Origin of the sequence: Microcoleus sp. M2_D5 (assembly GCF_036701935.1) — a bacterium.
In the GTDB taxonomy this organism is placed as follows: Bacteria; Cyanobacteriota; Cyanobacteriia; order Cyanobacteriales; family Microcoleaceae; genus Microcoleus.
Map to the genome: position 1 here is coordinate 76,488 of NZ_JAUBRP010000005.1, position 20,118 is coordinate 96,605.

A 20,118-nucleotide genomic window follows, 5' to 3' on the forward strand; every position below is an offset into this window, starting at 1 on the left:
CTGAGCCGGAATATGAGATTGTGTGCGATCGATTCATCTGTCTATTGTTTGCAGTGCTTCGCGATCGCCATGACAAGAAATTCTAGGGTAGATAATTTAGACTCAAAAAACCTCCAATCTTGCAAGATTGGAGGTGCGCTAAGCGAATACGTTGGTTTGAGATAACTATTTGACGATCGCGCTTTGGACTTGTTCGATCGCAATTTCAGAACTCAACTCAGCAACTGGCGAAACCGGCAAATCCAGCTCGCCGCCTGGAGCTTCTGGGTGTTCGCGAACGACTGCAACCGCATTTGCTGACTCAGCTACAGCACCCGCCGCCGCCAAATCGAGCAAGGCAGGAACTTCCACGTGTCCAGAAACACCTGCATCTGCGATCGGAGCAGACTCTTCAAAAACTTCAAAATTATCGGTCATCGCAGCGCAAGCAGCAGAAGCGCGCTTGCCGGCACGGTAGCTCATGTAAGCCGCACCGCCACCCAAAACTCCAGCCAAACCGAGGAAACCGAGAGCTGCTGTTTTGTAGGATTTCCACGGATTAATGCGCTCCGAGCCGCCGGAACCTAGGACGGTTGTCGCAGAACCAGATTTAGCCGCGCCTGATTTGCTGTAGGAACAGGGGAAAGCAGATGCGGCGTCACCTATGGCGATGCTGCTTGCGATCGCGACTACGGAAGCAATGCCAGCTAACACTTGAAACTTCTTCATGATGCTTGGGAGATTGTAAAGGATAATTAAAAAATTAATGGTAACAGCTCTTTACAAATCTATCAACTCTGCGCGCCGTCCATATCGCGGATCGATCGCAAAAGTCAGCTATAGCCTCACGCACTTCAAATTTAAAATTGCCCGCTTAAAAAACTGGAATGGTTATTATGTAAGCGTTTAGGCTAACAGATCGGTAGAAGTTAAAGTTTTGTGAACCCATACTTGGATCGCCCCCAAATTAGAAAATCTGAGGTGAGTCCCCAATGAAAAGTATCTCAACTACACGAGTTGGCCATAAAGTGAAAGGATCTAAAGTCCGGTACAATCGCAAACCCTTTAATCTGAAAATAAAATGCCTGAAAGTATCACCCGATCAGGTAGGCGACCCGGCATTGTTCTCTATCGTGTCCATTGCAGAGCAAATTGATCGAATGATTGCCGATGAGGAGCAGAGACGCTCTCATTTCCCAGCTTGCCTTAGACCGCGCTAAATGCCAGGATGGATTAGATATCTCGTTTCACTTGAGTCCGCTTAAAAGCGATCGCCTGATCGCCCCCTGGACTCTCCCCAAAAACTCCCCAGGGCTTGCCCGCTACAGCGGTTAAAACGTTAATATATCAATAGTTCCAGCACTTCCTACACTCTCGCTACACTCTCACAAGTTAGACTATTCATTATGTGTGTATTGAATAGCGAGAGCTTAAAAAACAACGCAATTACAAGCCTTTGAAGTGTAGGGATTAGTCGAGATTTTATGGTAAATTGTAGAGGAGGGCGACCGACTAATTTAGAAGTCCGGGACAGGGAATATCTATTAGAATCCGAGATAACACGCCTGTTGACGGCGACAAAGGCGAATAAAGACGCTTTTATAGCTACTCGCAATTACTTAATTATACTGCTAAGCTACCGCCACGGCCTCCGCATCAGTGAGTTAATCGGCTTAAAGTGGGAGCAAGTTGAACTTGAAGAAGCGCGCATCCATATCAAGCGGCTCAAAGGTAGCAACTCAGGAGTTCACCCGATGGCGGCCGATGAGTGCCGATATTGCTCTAAGTTGCGATCGCGCCAACCGACAAAATCGCCCTGGCTTTTTACAAGCCGTACCGGGCTGGTACTTACCCGCGACGGCGTGACAAAAGCTTTGGCGGCGGTTTGTGCGATCGCAAAGTTGGAAATACCTTTCCACCACCATATGCTCCGGCACAGTTGCGGCTATGCTTTGACGGCACAAGGTAATGACACTCGATTGATTCAGGAATATTTGGGGCACAGGTCGATCGAGCATACCGTTCGATACACCGCGTTAGACCCGGCGAGGTTTAAAACATTATGGGAAAAATGAAACCCCGACAAGTTGTTACAGAATACTTTTTCCGGCGAGTCGTATTCTGTAACAAGTCCGATCGCCTTTTTTACTTTCTGTTGCTGGCCGTCGGCATATTAATCGGTTTGTTTGCCAGAGGGTGAGGACGAATGCTTTACAAAGGACACTCGATTGTAATTTGGAAATCGGAATGGGTAGGGCGGGTTATCTGTGGCGAGTATTATATACTTCACTCATCCTACTATCACGACATGAGAGGGCGCGGGGAAGATAACAAATATATTGCGATAATTGATGAAATTAACCCGCAGCGCGGTTGTCAAATTTGGGGCGGATCTACTCCAAAGATTGCGCTAGACTTGGCAAGATTCGCCATACACTTAAAGCTTACAAATCATCGGCGCTGGGATGTCGAACAACGTTTTAGAGGAAGCGATACAAAATGTTTAAGAGAGTATTACGCCAAGCTGTCAGGAAATACCTAAACACAACTTTTCCCAGCGAGGCAAACCGCGCCAAGGTTGAAATAGAAAATCTCGTCAACACTGTTACAGAATCCGACGCGCGCGAAACTATTTCAACAGTCATTGCAGAGTTTGGGATGTTGCCAGGATGGCTGGAAAATCACTTTACCCCCGGCTCATTCTTTACCGATCGCGGTTGGGTGTTTGGCTGGCACTCTTCAACACAGCTTCAAGCCGAGCGGCTACCCGTCAAAATATCGGCGGGTTATTTTAGAGGCACTTTTAGGAAAATAGAAGTTATTGAGAGCCGCGACGGCTTTCGAGTAGCCCAGCCCTTGCCATACGTTGACGGCTACCCGGTTGAGATACCACCGGGGAAGAATCACATCTTCGCGCGGTATGGTTGGGCCGCTGCTACTCCGCTGCAATGGCATCGCACTGGCGACGGTCTGGTAGTTGATCGCACAATTCTTGGCTGCGGCTTCGCTGTCGGGTGGAAATGGTGGCCCGCAGCGTGGCGTTATTACACCGATAATCCGCCGTCACCGCTGCTGACAGATTGCCGACTTCCCGACGATCCGGATCGAGACTTCCCGGAGAGTGATTGGAAATTGCTGTAAAGTGCGATCGCCTGCAACGACTAACTCTTCTCTAAGCACTTGCGGATAACTTCCCGCACGTCTGCTGGCTTGTAGCCGAGCTGGATTTTCTGCCCGGTGTCTGTCCTGATATTTAACTCCCGGTTTTTTTGCGCGAGCCGGGAATTGAAGATTAAAAACCAGGCGGGGAATACTCGCATTTTGACTTTAGCCGATCGCGCTTCCTCACCGTGCACCAATCTCAAAATGCGCGACTTGCTCAACTCGGCCGCGCGCTCTACTAACTCGGTCGCCGCTCCCTTCGAGTTGGCGTAAGCTTTCATCTGGCCGCCTTTGCCAATTTTTGCGTCGGTAGTGCGATCGCCCATCAAAGCGACGGCATAGTGGCCGCCGTAGGTGTAACCGTTCTCGCCGCCCGCTGCTGCCAAAATATTTTCCCAAGTAATTTTTGAGCGGTGAATGTTGGGAATTGTTAAAAAAGGTCGCGGCGGTGCTTTGTCGCCAAGCTTCTTGGTTAACCTGACGGGTTCGTAGGGCCGCTTCGCTTGCAATCTCCAATGGATTTGTACGCTCACCGGGGCAACGTGCTGTTCGACGTAATCGCCGTATGGATAGCCGACAATTTGAGCTAAATCGGCGCGAGATAGCTCAGCCCGAATGAGTTGCTGAATCGCTGGAAGCAAACTCGCCTGCAGTGCGATAAATGGTTGACTTCCAGAAATTGTTATCTTAACTGGATCGTCTTCTTTGTCGAGCGTGAGCTCATAGACATCAAAGTGTGCCTGTTCTGACGGTTTATCGCTTGATTGTCCATCAATCCGAGTAAAGGTTATGTCAGACTTTGCTAGAATTCTGGCGACTTTTGACTGTGTTCGTTGGTCTGTCATGTTAAAAATTCCAGTGTTTAGGCATAGGAAACAAATCGGCGGATGACAGCTTCTTTAGTTCCTTCCCCGAACCCTTCCCCGAAGTTTTCTAAAAAGTTCCCCAGGGCCGCGTTATCTTTCTCGACAGCTTCGTAAAATTCGTTGACTTTCTCGCTGATAATTAGCGGCTTGCCAGTTCCCCAGGATGCGATAGCTTTGTCAACCCACGGGATACCAGTTTTTACATTTTGCTTGGCCCACTTCCTAAAGTTCATAAACCCGATCGAGAATAGGGCTTGCCTCGCGAGCTTGAAAATCGCCCAGCCGATCGTGCTCAGTTCTTCCAGTATTTCTTCGCCGGTGTCGGACTCGTCCTCCAAAGCCAAGAATAAAGTTCGCATTGCGTTGCGGTCTACGCGTAGCTTCGGGAGCTTGTCGGCTCCAATGATGAAATTGGCGAGCGTCCGCCCCAGCGATTCCCCGGCAACGCCTGCAAAATTGATAAATCCTTGGTTGAGTTCTTTAAGCAGTTGATCGTCTGATTTGTTGAAATCGAAGTTATAAATTACCTCTGATGCTGAGACAGCGCCTTGTACCAATCCCGGCATGATGCCGGCGAGAGTTATGCCGCCAATTGCACCGGCACCGGTGACGGCCGCAGCGATGGCGGCAACCCCCCCAGCGACAGCGCCGACAACTAGGCCACCAATCAAAACGACGGCAACAGCACCGGCCGCCGTGGCGATCGGATCTTCCTTAAGCCAGTTCTTAAAAATATTCCAGTCACCTCGGCCGATGGCAGAGAATAACTCTTTGGCTCCATTAACCATGTTACCGAGAAGGCTTTTAACGTTTAACAATCCGCGAGAAAGTATGTTTCCGATCGAGCTTCCGATACCTTGAAACCAATTACCGAGCTTCAAACCGAGAGATATTGCGAGACTGGAATTTTCGGCAGTTACGCCGGCCGGTGGGTTCATTGTTATTTGATTCCTTTACAATTGAGCGTTTTAGCTGTCAATACAGTCATTTAAAGCTTAGGGTTTCTTTTGGTCTGGGTAATGCGTTTGAACTTTTTATTTTTAACTTCGGGCGCTTTAGTTGATGTTGTCGAATTAGTAAAATCTGTTTCTACCTCGTTGAGGTAGTTTTCAAGGTTGCCGACACCTACAGTTTTTAGAATATTAATCCGATCCATCACCATTTCGCGGCGGAGTTGACGAACATCGTCTCTTACTACTCGCGCCAAATACACATTGATATCACTTTGAGTGATTGCTGAAATTTTAACCATTCTTGTTAGTTGGTAATTTTGATTCGATGTTTTCTAGTATTTCCTTAAGAGAACGACTGCGAGGGTGAATATCAACAGTTTTTATCTTGTTCGATTTAACTCTTAACAATTCTGGCAATAATTTTTCGGTGGCCTCGTCCGTGTTTAAATCAATTTGGCGCTCGTTCCCCTCGCCAAATCCTTTACCTATTTGAATCTGCAAATTGTAGGGAGTGTCAACCGTTTCGGTTACAGGGATTAATTCAACTCCTACAGAATCTAGAAGCGCATTTAATCTGTAAATTGCATCAGACAAACCTACCATTGTTTGAGTTACGGCGAACGCATTTCTGATATCCATGTTTGTAGACACGTTGCCATCGTCCTTGACTTCAAGCAATGCCTCCGCGACAAATGAAGCCCATCCCGTCGCATTAAGGTATTTAGCTTTAAACTCCTGATCGCCGGCTTTTGCCGCATCGGCATCTTTAATATTGACGCGCGGCTCAAAAATTAGCCCGTGGGCGAGCGTTCTAAATAGGCACTGTAGAATCTCATAGAAATTCTTAGCGACGGTTTGGCTCGCCGGGTCGCATTCCGGGGCCATAAAAATATTTGACACCGGGAATTTATCTTTAAGAATCCGATCTACGGCATAAGCTTCCTTGATATCTTCGAGCATATCAAGAATGTCTTGGCAACAATTTTTCATAGGTGGCTTGTTTCCTGTGGGTAAAAAAGGGCCTGATTTAACAGGCTTTAAAGGGATGAAGGCAGTAGGGATTAACTCTATTATATTGTTAGTGAATTGAGGATTTTCCATATAAGCAGCTAAGTGCTTTTGCATTTCCTCGTTGTAATCCTCTATAAACTTCTTTATAGTCCTTGCTACACCGTAAAGGCACACCCTACTCCAAGCGGTCGAACCGCTATAATAAACTAAGACCAAGTGACTAATATCTCCGGTTCCATCTCGCCTAAAAGTGCTAAGTGTACGCGCTTGCAGATAAGATCCTTTAGGAACTATTGGAGCTTCCCAGAAAGCGTTAGGGTGAGAGGATGTGTTTACCGAGGTATAAGGCAATCTAGTAGAAGGTCGAGAGGCTAAGATATCTGGATCTGTGGTTGGGTTGTCCGTATCCGTTGCCGATCTCTTTTGTACTATCACTCGACTAAGAACACCCCACGAGTATTGGTATATTTTTTCGCTAAAAGCAACCCAACCTATATCGTCAGTATCAGGTAATTCTATTTCATTCTCTACTCTAGGGTTAGGTACAGGTGCCGGCGGTGCCGGCGGTGGCGGCTCTGGTAACTTACAACCTGGATCGGGATAACTTCTTTGGGCTACAACTATTCCAAAAATTGATTTAATTTCTGTCACTATGCAATCCCTTGCCTCGACATCCACCGCAAAGCCGCCGATGCCGATGTGGATTGTGCCGCCCTCCCTGCCCCAGGTTATTTCCTGTCCCAAAAGTCCGACGGATACCGCGCCGCCGTAATCGGTTGTCGCCCCAACGGATGCAAAGCCGAGGTCTACTTCGATTGAGCCACCCTCAGTATTTAGCGTGATTTTTCCATCACTTTTTTTCCCGATGGCTCGGTTGATTTCTATTTCAGGGTTTTCTGTATTGAAGTTAATTTTGCTCATGTAGTTTACTTGTTTCTCTTGCCTTGTGTCATCACACTTTTTATAGTGTCTATTGGTGAATCTAAATTTGTTCATGTGGGCAAATTATCAACTGTTCAACAATGATGTTGTCGCTTTGTATCGATAATTGAGTGATATGTTTTCCTCGTTCGCTAGTTCTCATTGACAATAGAGTTAATTGCCTTTTGAATGTCATTAATTCGTTATACCACATTAAAAATGCGGAGTGCTTTGTTATTTTGATTGGTGTCTCGCTTGCAGTCTTACTGTCTTATTTGTTGTCTTACTGACTTGATAGAAATTATTCAAGGCACGACAACCGTAGAAATTTCACGCCAAGCACCCCAGACATTATTGTTTTCACCTCTTATAAAGTAGCGACTCCCGTTGAGAAATTCTTGAAACCTGTATCTCCCTGTTATTGGAGTTCCGTACAAGGGATCGATCTGACGAATTATCCCTGTACTTATCGGAACATTTAAGTGGGTATATCCCCCGTCAAGCCATTTGACACCCCCAAAGGCGTTTAATATAATCCAGTTATTCGCATCGAATGGAGCGTTGGCGATGCCACTTCTATCTGTCAGTTGAAAACAATTAGAAAGAGGCAAGTCGGTAGAAATCAAATTAACATTCCCCGTCTTTCCCTGAATAGAAGTTACGAGTTCAGATTGAGGGATTGCTTCGACTGTTCCCGCTACCGCCCCTTTACCTAAAAATGTATTGGCCGCTAGATTTACCAATCGCCCCTCGACTGCAAGTTGTAGAGTTGAGACTTGCTGCCTGAGTAACTCTACATCATCATTTTTTTTTAATTCGCCGCCGATCGGGTTAACGTCTACAAACACACTACCCTGAGCCGTGATGCGATCGCCCGTTTGGGGAAGTGTCGCGCCCGTGGCGAGGTCTGCAATGAATTGAATGCCGATCGCACATCCGCGACCGGGTGCGAAGTCTTCCATCTGGTTAATGTAGGGAAGCAGCTTCAATGTGTTAACTTGGTTGCCGCTATTTTGAATAACCTCGGTATTTAACCAAACCCAATCACTTGTCGGCGTAGTTTTTCCATAGATGAGCATCTGGCATTTAGGGTAGCCAGATTGTAACTTCTGCATCTCTGTCACCCGATCGCGCAGCGTTGATGTTCGCTTGACATCGGCTGCCGGAGTTTGAGTTCCCAAACTGGGGAGGTAATAAGTCAGGGCGAGGCTACGGATCAAAACCGCAACTCCGACATTCTCCCAAGTCAAATGTTGAGTTTCCGCTGATGGCAGTCCCAAGGATGCGACATAGGCCGCGAGTGCAGACTTAGCTGGTGCGGCGAGCGCATTCACATCTAGAATTGTCTGAATTGTGCTGTTATTTTTAAGCGGCTCACTTAGTGAATGAAAAGTATAATCAGCCATTTGAAAACTTCCTCATAATTGCCTTATAGCAAGTAGGGTGCGGCGTTTATTGCGATTCCCGCTGCCGTCGCCTGTTTGACGTAAGGGACTGTAAACGAACCGGTTAACAAATTTCGGTTGAGATTTACGTTCGCTGTGACGTTTTGAACCTTTTGTGGGTTCTTGCTGAAATCATTTTGCAGTGTCATTAGCCGACCGATAACTTGCATAAAGTAATCAATAGCTAAAGGTGCCGTAAAAGTTCCCCCGGTTCCGGGTGTAAACGTGCCAGACGGAAAACTCCCCGCGTCGGGGTCGCCAACTATCAGCAAGTTAACCGGGTCGCTAAGTTTCACCGGGACGCTGAAATTTCCTGAAAAAATTAATGTGTCCGAGTCATAAGTTCCAGAGAAGAAATTCGTAACATTTTGGGATGCTGCTTCTAGAGATTGGAAGTATTCAATTAATTGAATAAACAAGCCCTCGATTGTGGTTGCCAGGAGCGTCGCTCCGGTTCCGGCTGTGATGCCCGCCATCTATTAATCTAGTTTTTTCTGATAGAGATACCTTTTAAATAATACCTCATTTTGCATCCGCGACTCGACTTGTAGAACCTTAAGGTTATACAAGTTCACCCTCTAATTTATTTTAACTAAAACCCTTGCCATGTAAAGGTTTGACGCGCTAGAGTTGAAAAATACTCTTAAAGGCATAAATCTATGACAGCACTAGCTAGCGGCGATATCATTTCTACAACTGTCGAAGATGCGCTTCTTGAAATTCTTGGAAAAATTGCGGAATTGCAATCGAATACAAGCACAACTAACCCGCAAAATAGAACGGTGATTACCTCGTTCACTCAAAACGAGTTAACGGGAGCAATCGCCGTGTCGCTGACAATTCCTACAACCATTACCCATACCGCAGCGGGACGGGTTGCAAACGCGACAGAACTGTTTCTTTGATTTTGATTTTTAATTGCTGTCCGTGCGGCAATAACTACTTTAACTGTCAAGCGTTCGAGACTTGGCAGTTTGACATTAAAAAGGATTGAAAAATGGAAGCAAAACCGCAAACCACAGAGCAAACAAACAAACAAGTCGATGAGGTAACGGAAAAGAAGGGTAATCAGCGGATATTGGTACAGGCTTATCTGGAGCCGACTACTTACATAAATTTCTACGTGAGAGAGGATTTTTTTAAATACTACGGCGTAAAAGTAGTCGTTCAATCTACAGCGACTAAAGCTACGCCGAAAAGACCAGCAAAGACAGGAACACCAAAAGTAACGAACAAAGGTAACGGGGTGTCTTACTCTAACAAGGGTCAGAAATTGCCAGACAAAAAGATTAAAATTCCCACCGCCGGCGGCGATGCACCGCTTGTCTACCCAGGGGGAACCAAGCGCAAAAAGTGGATGACGTTCAGAGTTCCGACTTATATGTCGTCGGCTGCTATTGCCTTATGGATTAATACCGCGTTCGATGCAAACAGGAAACCGACTTATTTCATGTTAGAAAGCGGAACGCGCGTAAATATCGACTCGACGCTGACCGAGCCTTCTAAATTGAAACCCCTTGCTTCTTTCAAGAGCGGTGAATGATTACTCCGACTTTTTCGGGGCAATTTTATCGAGATGTCAGTTGGGAAGTCGAGCCGATTCGCTTCCCGATTGATTTGTACTTGCCGGTTGTCTTGGTGCTAATTGCTTCGCCAACTGCCAAGGCATCTTGGCGCGTCGCCGGGGAATTAGTGCAAGTTTTTGGATTACTTGGGGAATTAGATATTGAGGGTGGGGCTACTACTATGCCTCTAAATAATTGGAAATTGATAAATTTTCCCGGAGTCGAGGAACAAGAGTATTATTCTTTAAAATTCTACCCGAAGCCCTGGATAGACTTTATTGAAGTTCAAATTAAACAATCTATGTAAATGCAAACTCTTACATTGCTCTCTACTGGTTTGAGCTTGTTTGCTGCAATCCTTGCAATCTGGACGGCAAACAATTCTGGTATTAGACGGTTGGTGTTAATTCAAAAAAGGCTAGACGCTTCTATGGGGTTAATAGTAGCTTTACAATCGCGAGTTAACGATTTGGAGAAGTTCGCATCGGTAACTCATGGCTACCATATCAGGGACGGGAAATCCGAGATAGAGAAATTTTTTAGAAATAGTTACGGCGAGAGCGACACTGGATTCTAGCGAGGTTTGGTTATGTCTGATGTTTGGAGTTATCGGACGATTGTCTGTGCGCTTTGTCTGATAGCAAGCTCTGTCGCGGTTGGGGGCATCTCGCTAGCTTCCCAAGATAAGAAAATGCCTCAAGAATTAACAGCCCTGGCGAGCGGTTGCGTCGGTTCATTGATTGGCTTGTTGGTTCCAACACCGCGAAGGGATAACCCATGAAAATTTTAAGCGTCCGTCACTTTTCACAGCTCGATAACGTTTACCACCCCGAAGGGACTTGCAACCTCACATCGGCGGCAATGTGCCTCGACTACCACGGGGTGCGGCCAAAGAATTCGGCGCGCCAGCTAGAAGATGAGTTATTCGAGTTTGTTTATGACCACAAGCTAAGCCGCCATTCTGCTGAGGATATCGCTAAGGTTATCGCCGCTTTTGGCTGCACTGATGATTTCACTTGGAACGGGTCGATCGAGAAAATCAAGCAATCGATCGACAACAATAACCCCTGCATCATTCACGGGATGTTCACCAGGTCAGGTCACATCATCGTTGTTCGCGGGTACGATGCGCGAGGACTGATAGTTAATGACCCCTACGGTGAATACTTTGCCGGCGGGTATGACACCGAAGCAAGCGGCGCGGGGTTAAATTATTCCTACGAGTTGATTCGAGCTACCTGTGCCTATGATGGCGAGTTCTGGGTGCATCACGTCTCTAGGTGACGGCGGGTGCTCCAGCGCTTGATGTGCTCGCAGATTTCAAGTGCTGGAACTCCAGCGGCGGAAAGTTCCATCACTTCGGCCGCGCGAGATTGAGCCAAAATTGAGCCGGTGTTGCCGCCGGGAATGTGTACCGATTTGGTTTTGGTTCCGGCACGGTACACAAATCTAAAATACTCCCCACCTCTGGCGGAACCTTTGGGTCGGTAAGTTGATACTGACTTTGTTGCAGAATCAATTTCACCGAGGGCGGGTTCTGATTCTGCAACAATTGCGATCGGTTCAGTTGTTGCAGAATCAAGCGCGGCTCCTGATTCTGCAACAAGGGCGATCGGTTCAGTTGTTGCAGAATCAATTTCACCGACTGCGGGTTTTGATTCTGCAACATCTGGCGGCGCTGGTGATTCTGCAACATCGGGAATGGGTTCTGATTCTGCAACAAGGGCGATCGCCCTTGGCGGCACCGACTCGATCGGCGGCAAAGTTTTTGCAAAGTCGTCGGGGTGAAGATACCCCCAAGTCTGTGCGCGCTCATCCCAAAACTTAACGCTACCGTTTGTCGGGTGAACTGCTTCGATTTGCACTATCTCGCCTTTCTTCCAGTAGGCCGCACTGGGACTTTTGCGCCGCAACTTCACGTAGTCGCCGGCTTTGACCTTAGATTCGGCTGTGTCAAGCGGTTGAAGGGTGTCGAAAATTGATAGTTGTCTCTGCATAGTGTTGAGAGATTCTTGATTGTTGCGCTACACATAAATGTGTCTCCCATGAGAAAGCATTTATGTGTAGCTGTATTTTGGGAGCGTGTCAGTTTTGCCGATCGCGCATCCGTCTCAATGTTTCAAAGTCCTTAGCCTGCGATTGTCAATTTGTCGATTCGTCATTAGGCACACCCTCCACACTTAGACCAAAAGACCTAGCGAGAGTCTTAAGCGGTATCCCTAACTCTTTAGCTAGGGAGACAGCTCGATCAAATCGGGGGATAGACTCTCCCCGCTCCCAGTCGCCAATAATGCGAATTCCTACCCCCATCCGGCGGCTAAGTTCCGGCTGGGTAAGATTTACACTTTCCCTAAGAGTTTTCAAGGTTGGTACGTCCTGTTCTTCATCGTCAGCTTTTCTCATGGTAGCACTAAAGTGCTAGCAGTTTAGTGCTTGACATAAGACAAGACTAGCACTAAACTGCTAGTTGGTAGACACAACAAAGGGATTCGGCTTGGCCGCGTGAATGCTTGGTTTCGCTAAATCTCTGCGTTTAATCTGCCATAGATTGCACTGCATACCCCAAAGAGGGTTGGGCGAGCCTACTCTCGCCCTTTCTTAAAAACCATGGAACTGCATTTCTACACACCCGAACTGCTAGAACATCACTTATTGCCGGAACTCAAACAGATCGCGCAGGAATTAGGAATTACGCCCGACGGCAATAAAACCCGGCGCGAGACTTGGATCAACGCGCTAGTCGGTCAACCTTTCCCCATATTTCAGACGATTGAAGTTCAAGCCCTGGAGCCGATCGAAACTTCCCCCGCTGTCGAAATTATTCAAGCCCTGGAGCCGATCGAAACTCCCCCCGGTGTCGAAATTATTCAAGCCCTGGAGCCGATCGAAAAATCCCTCGATGTCGAAATTATTCAAGCCCTGGAGCCGATCGCACCTAGCGACATTCAACACCAGGCGTCGATCGAAAAATCCCTCGATGTCGATCGCATTGATGCGCCGGCCGAGTTCCCCGATATGGAATCTGCACTAGCAGAAATCAAGCGGCTGCGAACTGCTAATGAAGAATTGCTCAGTCGAGTGCGATCACAGTCAACAACTATTGCAAGAGCTAGAGACATATCCCCGGTTGCAAAGCCAAGTCTCAAGAGGGTTAGAGACATGGCGTCGCAAGCATTTCTTGACGTTGTAAAGGATGTCCACTACGGATTTAATTTAACTTGGGGGGCGGCAAAGAAGCATTTTAGACACCTCAAAGAAATCTGGGAGCTCTTGATTCTGGATGACTGGCCTTTAAGTGACTGGTTTAATCCACAGGCAGAACAGCAGGCAGAAGTACCGCTCCCGATATTTCCTCCAAAGCGCAGCAGATTTGGTGCTGTCCCGTTTTGCGATGACAATCTGATTGACTCCTACTCCCTCGGCTTCGCTGGTGTGGAGTCGAGCGGTCGCTCGCCCCCTTGGGGAGGTGATGCCATGCTGTAGACCCGCTCCATCCATATTTGCTGCATTATTCGCTTTGTTTTGCGATCGCCTTCGAGCTTGGCGATCGCTTCCTGCCACCTATTAACAACAATGGAACAACCAAACGTTTACACTTATCGGCATTCAGAAATGCCGCCAATGACTGATGAGATTAAATCGGAAATTGAAGGAATCGATCTCAATGCAGGGAACGCGATTCTTAGATTTGAGGGTAACTACCGCGCATTGTCTGCGTTAGCCGAAACTTTGGCGGGTCTTTTAGAGGAGTGCGAGACGAAATTGCAGTGCATCCGCATCATTCCAGACGGCGACGGTGATGAAGCTGCATCAAGGGCGATCGGTTTTACCGACTTGCCGACAGTAGAAAAGCACGTGGTTATATCCACGGCGATTACTTCCACAGTGGCAATCAAAATTCTGGCAGAAATCCTCGATTGTGAGTTTGAAGACGCTGCCTTTCAGGTAAGAACAATAGCTCAAGCCGAATTCGGATCGATGTCTCCAGAACAAATAGAACAAGCTGTTACACGGTTGTCTGAAACATTGCGTAACAAGCCTGACACAGACGGATTCTTTATAGATATCTAAAATCTAAAATCCAAAATCTAAAAGCGATCGAGGTTCGATTTTCGATCGCTTTTAAGAGTCGCCTTGCCAAAAATCAACTTGACTCAAACCAATGATACCCGAAAACTCCGACAAGTTACCAACTGGTTCTAATTCGACATCCTCCAAAAATACCCCTATGGAGTCCACCAATAAAAACAGTCGGCTGGTTTTGCGATTGCTTGCCGATGCTAAAAAGATGCTCGCAGATGCTTACAGTGATGAAGAATTCAAACAAACATTCGTAGTTATAAAATCCGCTAAATCTCGCGGGTTTTTAGGTTCGCACAAATCATCTGATTGTTGCTTGGCAGAGTGTGTGAATATCGCTAACGACATCCTGCGAGCTAAGAAGTTTGAGAATGTAGAACCAAGCGCAATCACCAAGCAACCGAAAGCACTTTATGTTTACGTGTCGCTAGTTGCGCTCGGACTAATTCCCGCCTGATGATGACTGCTTCCCTAACAGTCGAAACTCCCCTTTCTAAGGGGGGAGTCGCGGGCAAGGGTTGCGACCTCGCGCCAGTTCAAGTTCTTTAGAGGTGAGGTGGGTTTGAACAAAACCCTTACTGTTTCGTGGGGACGACAAACTGGCCGCAGACGCGCGGTGAATTCCAACCTCACCGCGCGATTAAAACTCCTAAGCCCCTGTGCGGATATGGGTGTAATGCCCCTGGGAGATTCGTGGGTTATGTAAGAGTTTATTGCGTTGGGAAAAAAGTGAAAATAATAGGAATTGATGTGTCCGCGCACCGCGTGGACGTGGTTTTGCTTGAAAAATTTCCGACAATTGCCTTGAGGGATTTTTATCTTTCACCTGAATTCAAGAAAATCCACTGTGTTTACGAAACGAATGAAATTCAAGATTTAGTCGATCGCATTGGCGATTGTGCAGCGGTGGCAATCCTTGAAGGTACCGGCACCTATTCCTACTTCTGGAAAGAGCAGCTTCAGAAAAAAGGAATTTTTGTACTGGTAGCAGACCAAGGACTTGTCAAGGCTACTCGCCGCAGTTTGGGGGGAACTGATAACAAAGATGACGAATTTGACGCGCTGGTAATGTGCGAGCTTTACCGCCGCCATTACCTTGAAATTTACGATCGCAGGTTTTGGGTGAAAGAATTAAACCCAAAAGTACAAGAAATCAGGCGTACATTGCTTGACCTCAAAACTACTACCCGCAAGCAAACCAGTTTCGTCAATACTATCAAAGGAAGACTTGCTTGGGAATATGCTGCCCGCGCCACAGTTAAAAGCGTTCGGCCGAACGGTTTCTTAAAAACAGGACAGCCACCGGCTTTCTGGGCTTGGCTTGCCGAGCGCGGCGAGTTTCTATCAAAAGCAGTTGTATCCCGGTTTGAAAATCACTACCACAAGGAGCAACAGAGCGATCGGGCGAACATCTCCGATCTGACGCGCCAGTTTGCAGCAGCGATCTGCGATTTGCACGACATTGAAGCCGCGCTCGAACTCCATCTCATAGAACTACTAGGTGACAGTTTGTTCGATCGCTATCACCAAGTTTTTGACCGGTTCGCTTTCGGACACCGCGAGCGCGGGTGGATACTTAGCAGAATTTACCCGTTTGAAGATTTCCAGTGCTTACCCAAAAAACGCGCGCTTCGGAGATTCCGGCAAGCTTGCGGTCTTGGCAAGGTTGAGAAATCTAGCGGCCAAGTCCGGGCCGGTGGCGGCGGTGGCAAGTGGACAGGCTGCGCGAACACCAGGAGCACCATGTGGACTTACATCAACTGTAGGATTGAACCGCAAAAGCTCAAAGGTCAGGCGTACACCCCTGTTCAATTAGAACTGCGAGAATATTTCCTTGGCCGCGCCCTCGATGCCGACGGAACAAAAAAGCGCGGCGGTCGGCTGGCAGACGCTCGAAATGCTAGCTGCCGGAAACTGGCGGATCTAGTGTTTCGAGAACTTTACAATGAGATAAGGTAACGAGATGATAGGCGATCGACTCCGATCGCCTTTTTGCTAAATCAAACCGTCAAAGTGTGCGGAGACAGTAGAAATTTTAATTAAAGAGCGGCAAACACTTGGTGACAAACTACTTTTAAGGCTACTTTTGTAAAGGCTTAGTTATTGGAAAAACTCTTATTTTTATGACAGACAGCGCGAATCAAGGCATTGACCGAGCTCCTCGCCGATTGTTGGTGACGGGCGGGGCTGGATTTATCGGCTCGAATTTTGTGCATCACTGGTGCAGCAGCTATCCGGGCGATCGAGTAGTCGTACTCGACGCTTTAACCTACGCCGGAAACCGACAAACCCTGGCAACTTTGGAAGGAGGCGAAAATTTTCGGTTTGTGCAGGGGGATATTTGCGATCGTACCTTAGTCGATACCTTGCTCAAAGAAGAAAACATCACCACAGTCGCCCACTTTGCCGCAGAATCCCACGTTGACAGGTCAATTATCGGGCCTGCCGCCTTTGTTCAAACCAACGTTGTCGGAACCTTCACACTTTTAGAAGCCTTCCGCAAGCATTTTGAAGCAATTGATGAGGCATCTCTCAAAGCACAAATGCGCTTCCTCCACGTTTCTACCGACGAAGTTTACGGCAGTCTCGGCCCCGACGACCCAGCCTTCACAGAAACAACGGCCTACTCGCCCAACAGTCCCTACTCAGCCTCCAAAGCTGGCAGCGACCACCTCGCCCGCGCCTATTTCCACACCTACGGCGTCCCGACAATTATCACCAACTGTTCCAACAATTACGGCCCCTATCACTTCCCAGAAAAGCTCATTCCATTAATGTGCATCAATATGTTATTGGGCAAACCGCTGCCAGTATACGGCGACGGTCAAAACGTGCGAGATTGGCTGTACGTTCTCGACCACTGCCGCGCTTTAGATGCCGTTATTCACCGCGGTCAACCTGGGGAAACCTACAATGTTGGCGGCAACAACGAGGTCAAAAATCTCGATTTAGTAAAAATGCTGTGTCAGCTAATGGACGAATTAGCTTCTGATTTGCCCGCCCGTCCTTGCGAACAATTGATCGCATTTGTCAAAGACAGAGCGGGGCACGATCGGCGTTATGCTATTGATGCCACCAAAATTAAAACAGAGTTAGGTTGGACTCCCTCAGTAACCGTTGAAGAAGGTTTGCGACAGACTGTAGAATGGTACCTAGCCCATCGGGAGTGGTGGGAACCCCTGCTTTCGGAGGAATATCAAACTTACTACCGGAAAGTCTACTCTAACTAATCTCCTCCTGGACGCACCGGCTACAAAAAAGCAGAACCAGTAAAAAACTGGTTTTCCAGCTCAATAGTGCGTCCAAGAAAGGTTTCTGTCTTGCCTTCAAGCTTTATATTTAAACTCTTGGCGCAGAAAGCGGGTTAGAGAAAGAAAAATTTTTAGTTGAGTGCGATCGATCTGAGTTAAAAAACCTGTTTTCTTTTGTCTTTGCTCCTAACTTCAGATTTAATTAGGTGAAGGTGGATATCACACATATTTGCTATTGTCAATCTTTGTGAAGATTTAGTGAAAAATCATCCCAAACGCATAAATTTAAGTGTTTGTAGCTGATAATTTTAAGAGAGTTACAAGCTTAAGCATTTTAGAAGCTTTTAGGAAAAACAAAAAGCAGCAATGACCGAAATAAACTCGCTCAAGCACATCCAAGAACCTAAATACTGGCTGTTAGGCATCGCCTCCGGTTTGATTGCCATACACCTAACTCTGACTTCCAGAACAAACGACACTGACCTGTTCGGTACAATGTTACTGTTTTGGGGAGTCGTAGCATTTCTAATTTGGGAAAGGCACGAATCCTTAACTTTTGAAAGCGGAATTTTCGCCAGCTTTTTTGGGACAGCGTTAATTGCTTTAATATTGCTCAAAAGTTCGTCGATATCGGGATACGACTTTTTTATCCGAGCAACGCCATTTTTGTCTGGAATCAGTCTCGCATTGCTGGCTTCAGGAACAAAAGGACTGAAACAATATTGGCAGGAACTTCTAATTCTTGCGTATACAGCTATTCCTCCCGGATTGATCGGAGTATTTGTTGATGTTCCAAAATTAACAGCTAAATTTTCAGCTTTCATCCTGCACTATGTAGGATTTGAAGTAGTGCGGAAAGGGGTGTTTCTAATCCTAGAAAAGGGAAGCGTGGAAGTAAATCACGGCTGTTCCGGGGTGAATGCGATGCTACAATTGTTAGGACTAGCTCTGGTTTTCTTACTGATGTTTCCTACCACTACGGGTCAGAAAATGGTATTGCCATTCGTGGCAATAATTACTGCATTTGTAGTGAATGCCGCGCGAGTTGGTCTCCTGGCCGTGCTGGTATCGCTATCTCAACCCGAAGCATTTAAATACTGGCACGAAGGAAATGGTTCGGTAATATTTTCGATGATTGCTGTATTTATTTTCGGGTTATTCTGCTGGTTTGCAATTTTGAAAGACCAACCCCCAAATCAGGAAGGACAGAATTGCTAATGGCTATTACCTCTTGGAAACCACTTAGGCTTTCCCTGTTGGCTTTTACTTTGGGAGGGGTTTTGTTGGTTGCCGGAAAGTTGGTTTTCTATCCATCGGACGGCAAGAATGTGGCAACCCCGTTTGAGTTTCCCGAGTCGGTGCCTTTAGCCGATTGGAAACTAAACAAGAGCGCGCTTCTGGAAATCAAGGAAAATTCAGAATTCAAAGCTGCCAGGAAATATGAATATCAAAAAAATAGCATGGCTCTAGAAATAGAGATGCGCTATGCAGTAGACACCATTGGGGATGTGGAAGGTATGATGAGGGGACATACTGTTCTCAAGTCGTCTCCTGGTAAACTAGCATTGGCAAACACTCAAGGCGCGGGGTTTCACGGAATTTTGCAACAGCAAAATCGACTGTATTTGAGTTCGTGTATCAATCCTAATGGCAGTGCTACAGTAACTTCCCAACAGTTTAGATATAATCGAAATACTCGCGATTGGCAGCCAAACCGTATTCTGTTTTGGTTGTTGGGTAGGGGAAATATTCAAGACCGGCGCTGTTTGTGGACTCAGATGTCTGTGCCTTTGGATAAAACAAATCCAGAAGATGCCAAAAAAATTCTAGAGAATGCTTGGGTTTCTTGGTATGAGTGGTGGCAGCCGCGATTCCCCAAACCTTGACTCGATTCAGTCGATTTTAGCTTTTAGCTTTTAGCTTTTAGATTTAATCCACAGGTGAATCTGGAAGCTTGAACAAGAGTCTAAAATGTTTGACTATCCACGACTTTGGTCGGGGGCTTGTATCCGTTCTTGGGCGGCGTCAAGAGAGATTTTTCTTAACAACAACTCTGATTATTTTATGAATGACTTACAAGGCGAACAAGGTTTTTCTATCTACAGACTGCGTTGGATTGGCTACGGTCTATTAATTTTGTCTGTATTAGATACGATTGCAGTTCTTATACCAGCCAATTTTGGCAATCGCCTCTGGGAATTGCAAACGATTGGGGCTGTAGTGGAACGGGTGCCAGTTCCTTTACTGGCAATGGCGCTGATATTTTTTGGCGAAGGATACGAACGCCGAGGTTTGGAAGACCTTTTTTTGAAGGTTTTGTCTTGGGTTTGTCTGCTGCTAGGTCTGGTTTTTCTGTTGATGCTGCCTTTGGGAATTTTTGGTACTATCTACGTCAACAATCAAAACAACCAGCAAATTACTACTCAAGCAAACCAACAATTAGCTCAGTTGCAGCAGGTGGAAGAACGGCTGAATAAGGGTAGTCCTGAAGATTTAAGGAATTTGGCGGGGGAACTTACCCGTTTGGGGGTACAAGCGGATACACAAAACCCACAGCAATTGAAAGAGCAAATTCTTTCGAGAATTACTCCGGCTAAGGAACGGTTACAGACGCAAAGCGCTGCGGTTCAGCAAAGTCAGCGCGTGGGGTTATTTAAAAATGCGATTAAGTGGCTGCTGGGCGCGCTGATTTCTAGTGTTTTGTTTTTTACGCTGTGGCGCGGTACTGACTGGGCTCGCTAGTAGTCCAGCCATTTCAATATTCGTAGGGGCGGGTTCACCAACCATATATAACAATGACGAACAATCTAAATAAACCCGTCCCCGCCCCACGGTAAATATGAATTTACATTTAGATTGTTGGTGGGGTGGGGGCGGGTTTAGGG

General features: G+C 46.8%; 25 protein-coding genes. 16 read left to right on the forward strand and 9 right to left on the reverse strand.

Annotation, left to right across the window (positions count from 1 at the left end):
- Positions 1-165 precede the first annotated feature (165 nt).
- Positions 166-708, reverse strand: coding sequence for a hypothetical protein (locus QUA50_RS03530; protein WP_333260095.1), 543 nt, complete (start codon positions 706-708; stop codon positions 166-168).
- Positions 709-1,463: 755 nt separating this feature from the next.
- Between QUA50_RS03530 and QUA50_RS03535 the strand changes: the two genes are divergently transcribed.
- The 3 genes from QUA50_RS03535 to QUA50_RS03545 all read left to right on the forward strand — a co-directional run bounded on the left by QUA50_RS03535 (position 1,464) and on the right by QUA50_RS03545 (position 3,120).
- A complete protein-coding gene (locus QUA50_RS03535) occupies positions 1,464-2,054 on the forward strand; it encodes a tyrosine-type recombinase/integrase (protein WP_333260093.1) in 591 nt (196 codons plus the stop codon).
- A complete protein-coding gene (locus QUA50_RS03540) occupies positions 2,051-2,179 on the forward strand; it encodes a hypothetical protein (RefSeq protein ID WP_333299441.1) in 129 nt (42 codons plus the stop codon). Before QUA50_RS03535 ends, QUA50_RS03540 begins: the two co-directional genes overlap by 4 nt.
- A gap of 299 nt (positions 2,180-2,478) precedes the next feature.
- The gene (locus QUA50_RS03545; protein ID WP_333260090.1) at positions 2,479-3,120 is read left to right on the forward strand and encodes a hypothetical protein; all 642 of its coding nucleotides are present in this window, start codon (positions 2,479-2,481) and stop codon (positions 3,118-3,120) included.
- A gap of 20 nt (positions 3,121-3,140) precedes the next feature.
- On the opposite strand, the gene QUA50_RS03550 is transcribed toward QUA50_RS03545, so the two are convergent.
- From QUA50_RS03550 to QUA50_RS03575, 6 genes are all read right to left on the reverse strand, one after another.
- Positions 3,141-3,986 carry a hypothetical protein gene (locus QUA50_RS03550; protein WP_333260087.1) on the reverse strand — a complete coding sequence of 282 codons (846 nt, stop codon included), beginning with the start codon at positions 3,984-3,986 and terminating at the stop codon, positions 3,141-3,143.
- A gap of 17 nt (positions 3,987-4,003) precedes the next feature.
- A complete protein-coding gene (locus tag QUA50_RS03555) occupies positions 4,004-4,945 on the reverse strand; it encodes a hypothetical protein (RefSeq protein WP_333260084.1) in 942 nt (313 codons plus the stop codon).
- 50 nt (positions 4,946-4,995) lie between these two features.
- Positions 4,996-5,259, reverse strand: a complete 264-nt coding sequence (locus QUA50_RS03560) for a hypothetical protein (RefSeq protein ID WP_333260082.1) — start codon at positions 5,257-5,259, stop codon at positions 4,996-4,998.
- Positions 5,252-6,892: a hypothetical protein gene (locus QUA50_RS03565; RefSeq protein WP_333260079.1), complete on the reverse strand. Its 1,641-nt coding sequence runs from the start codon at positions 6,890-6,892 to the stop codon at positions 5,252-5,254. The genes QUA50_RS03560 and QUA50_RS03565 overlap by 8 nt, the downstream gene beginning before the upstream one ends.
- A 305-nt stretch (positions 6,893-7,197) precedes the next feature.
- Positions 7,198-8,298: a pyocin knob domain-containing protein gene (locus QUA50_RS03570; RefSeq protein ID WP_333260076.1), complete on the reverse strand. Its 1,101-nt coding sequence runs from the start codon at positions 8,296-8,298 to the stop codon at positions 7,198-7,200.
- A 23-nt stretch (positions 8,299-8,321) separates the two neighbouring features.
- Positions 8,322-8,813, reverse strand: a complete 492-nt coding sequence (locus tag QUA50_RS03575; RefSeq protein ID WP_333260073.1) for a hypothetical protein — start codon at positions 8,811-8,813, stop codon at positions 8,322-8,324.
- A 183-nt stretch (positions 8,814-8,996) separates the two neighbouring features.
- On the opposite strand from QUA50_RS03575, the gene QUA50_RS03580 reads away from it, so the two are divergent.
- The 5 genes from QUA50_RS03580 (at position 8,997) to QUA50_RS03600 (ending at position 11,186) form a co-directional block, all read left to right on the forward strand.
- Entirely contained in the window at positions 8,997-9,242 is a 246-nt protein-coding gene (locus tag QUA50_RS03580; protein WP_333260070.1) for a hypothetical protein, read from the forward strand.
- A gap of 92 nt (positions 9,243-9,334) precedes the next feature.
- The gene (locus tag QUA50_RS03585; protein WP_333260067.1) at positions 9,335-9,880 is read left to right on the forward strand and encodes a hypothetical protein; all 546 of its coding nucleotides are present in this window, start codon (positions 9,335-9,337) and stop codon (positions 9,878-9,880) included.
- Complete coding sequence (locus tag QUA50_RS03590) at positions 9,877-10,209, forward strand: hypothetical protein (RefSeq protein WP_333260064.1); 333 nt, start codon at positions 9,877-9,879, stop codon at positions 10,207-10,209. The genes QUA50_RS03585 and QUA50_RS03590 overlap by 4 nt, the downstream gene beginning before the upstream one ends.
- A complete protein-coding gene (locus QUA50_RS03595; RefSeq protein ID WP_333298488.1) occupies positions 10,210-10,479 on the forward strand; it encodes a hypothetical protein in 270 nt (89 codons plus the stop codon).
- A gap of 200 nt (positions 10,480-10,679) precedes the next feature.
- The gene (locus QUA50_RS03600) at positions 10,680-11,186 is read left to right on the forward strand and encodes a C39 family peptidase (protein ID WP_333260063.1); all 507 of its coding nucleotides are present in this window, start codon (positions 10,680-10,682) and stop codon (positions 11,184-11,186) included.
- On the opposite strand, the gene QUA50_RS03605 is transcribed toward QUA50_RS03600, so the two are convergent.
- Together QUA50_RS03605 and QUA50_RS03610 are read right to left on the reverse strand one after the other, a co-directional pair.
- Positions 11,171-11,899: a hypothetical protein gene (locus tag QUA50_RS03605; RefSeq protein ID WP_333260061.1), complete on the reverse strand. Its 729-nt coding sequence runs from the start codon at positions 11,897-11,899 to the stop codon at positions 11,171-11,173. The genes QUA50_RS03600 and QUA50_RS03605 overlap by 16 nt on opposite strands.
- 145 nt (positions 11,900-12,044) lie before the next feature.
- Complete coding sequence (locus QUA50_RS03610) at positions 12,045-12,305, reverse strand: helix-turn-helix transcriptional regulator (RefSeq protein WP_333260058.1); 261 nt, start codon at positions 12,303-12,305, stop codon at positions 12,045-12,047.
- Positions 12,306-12,509: 204 nt separating this feature from the next.
- Here QUA50_RS03610 and QUA50_RS03615 point away from each other — a divergent pair, with 204 nt between their 5' ends.
- The 8 genes from QUA50_RS03615 to hpsJ-A all read left to right on the forward strand — a co-directional run bounded on the left by QUA50_RS03615 (position 12,510) and on the right by hpsJ-A (position 19,975).
- Complete coding sequence (locus tag QUA50_RS03615) at positions 12,510-13,385, forward strand: hypothetical protein (protein ID WP_333260055.1); 876 nt, start codon at positions 12,510-12,512, stop codon at positions 13,383-13,385.
- Between the two features lie 90 nt (positions 13,386-13,475).
- Entirely contained in the window at positions 13,476-13,973 is a 498-nt protein-coding gene (locus QUA50_RS03620; protein ID WP_333260052.1) for a hypothetical protein, read from the forward strand.
- Positions 13,974-14,064: 91 nt separating this feature from the next.
- Entirely contained in the window at positions 14,065-14,439 is a 375-nt protein-coding gene (locus tag QUA50_RS03625; RefSeq protein ID WP_333298491.1) for a hypothetical protein, read from the forward strand.
- Between the two features lie 272 nt (positions 14,440-14,711).
- Entirely contained in the window at positions 14,712-15,941 is a 1,230-nt protein-coding gene (locus tag QUA50_RS03630; protein WP_333260045.1) for an IS110 family transposase, read from the forward strand.
- A 164-nt stretch (positions 15,942-16,105) separates the two neighbouring features.
- Positions 16,106-17,212, forward strand: coding sequence for a dTDP-glucose 4,6-dehydratase (gene rfbB / locus QUA50_RS03635; RefSeq protein WP_333260042.1), 1,107 nt, complete (start codon positions 16,106-16,108; stop codon positions 17,210-17,212).
- A 387-nt stretch (positions 17,213-17,599) separates the two neighbouring features.
- A complete protein-coding gene (gene crtA, locus QUA50_RS03640; protein ID WP_333260039.1) occupies positions 17,600-18,451 on the forward strand; it encodes a cyanoexosortase A in 852 nt (283 codons plus the stop codon).
- Complete coding sequence (locus tag QUA50_RS03645; protein WP_333260036.1) at positions 18,451-19,119, forward strand: cyanoexosortase A system-associated protein; 669 nt, start codon at positions 18,451-18,453, stop codon at positions 19,117-19,119. The genes crtA and QUA50_RS03645 overlap by 1 nt, the downstream gene beginning before the upstream one ends.
- 178 nt (positions 19,120-19,297) lie before the next feature.
- Positions 19,298-19,975 carry an HpsJ-like protein, cyanoexosortase A-associated gene (gene hpsJ-A, locus QUA50_RS03650; RefSeq protein WP_333260033.1) on the forward strand — a complete coding sequence of 226 codons (678 nt, stop codon included), beginning with the start codon at positions 19,298-19,300 and terminating at the stop codon, positions 19,973-19,975.
- Positions 19,976-20,118: the final 143 nt, after the last annotated feature.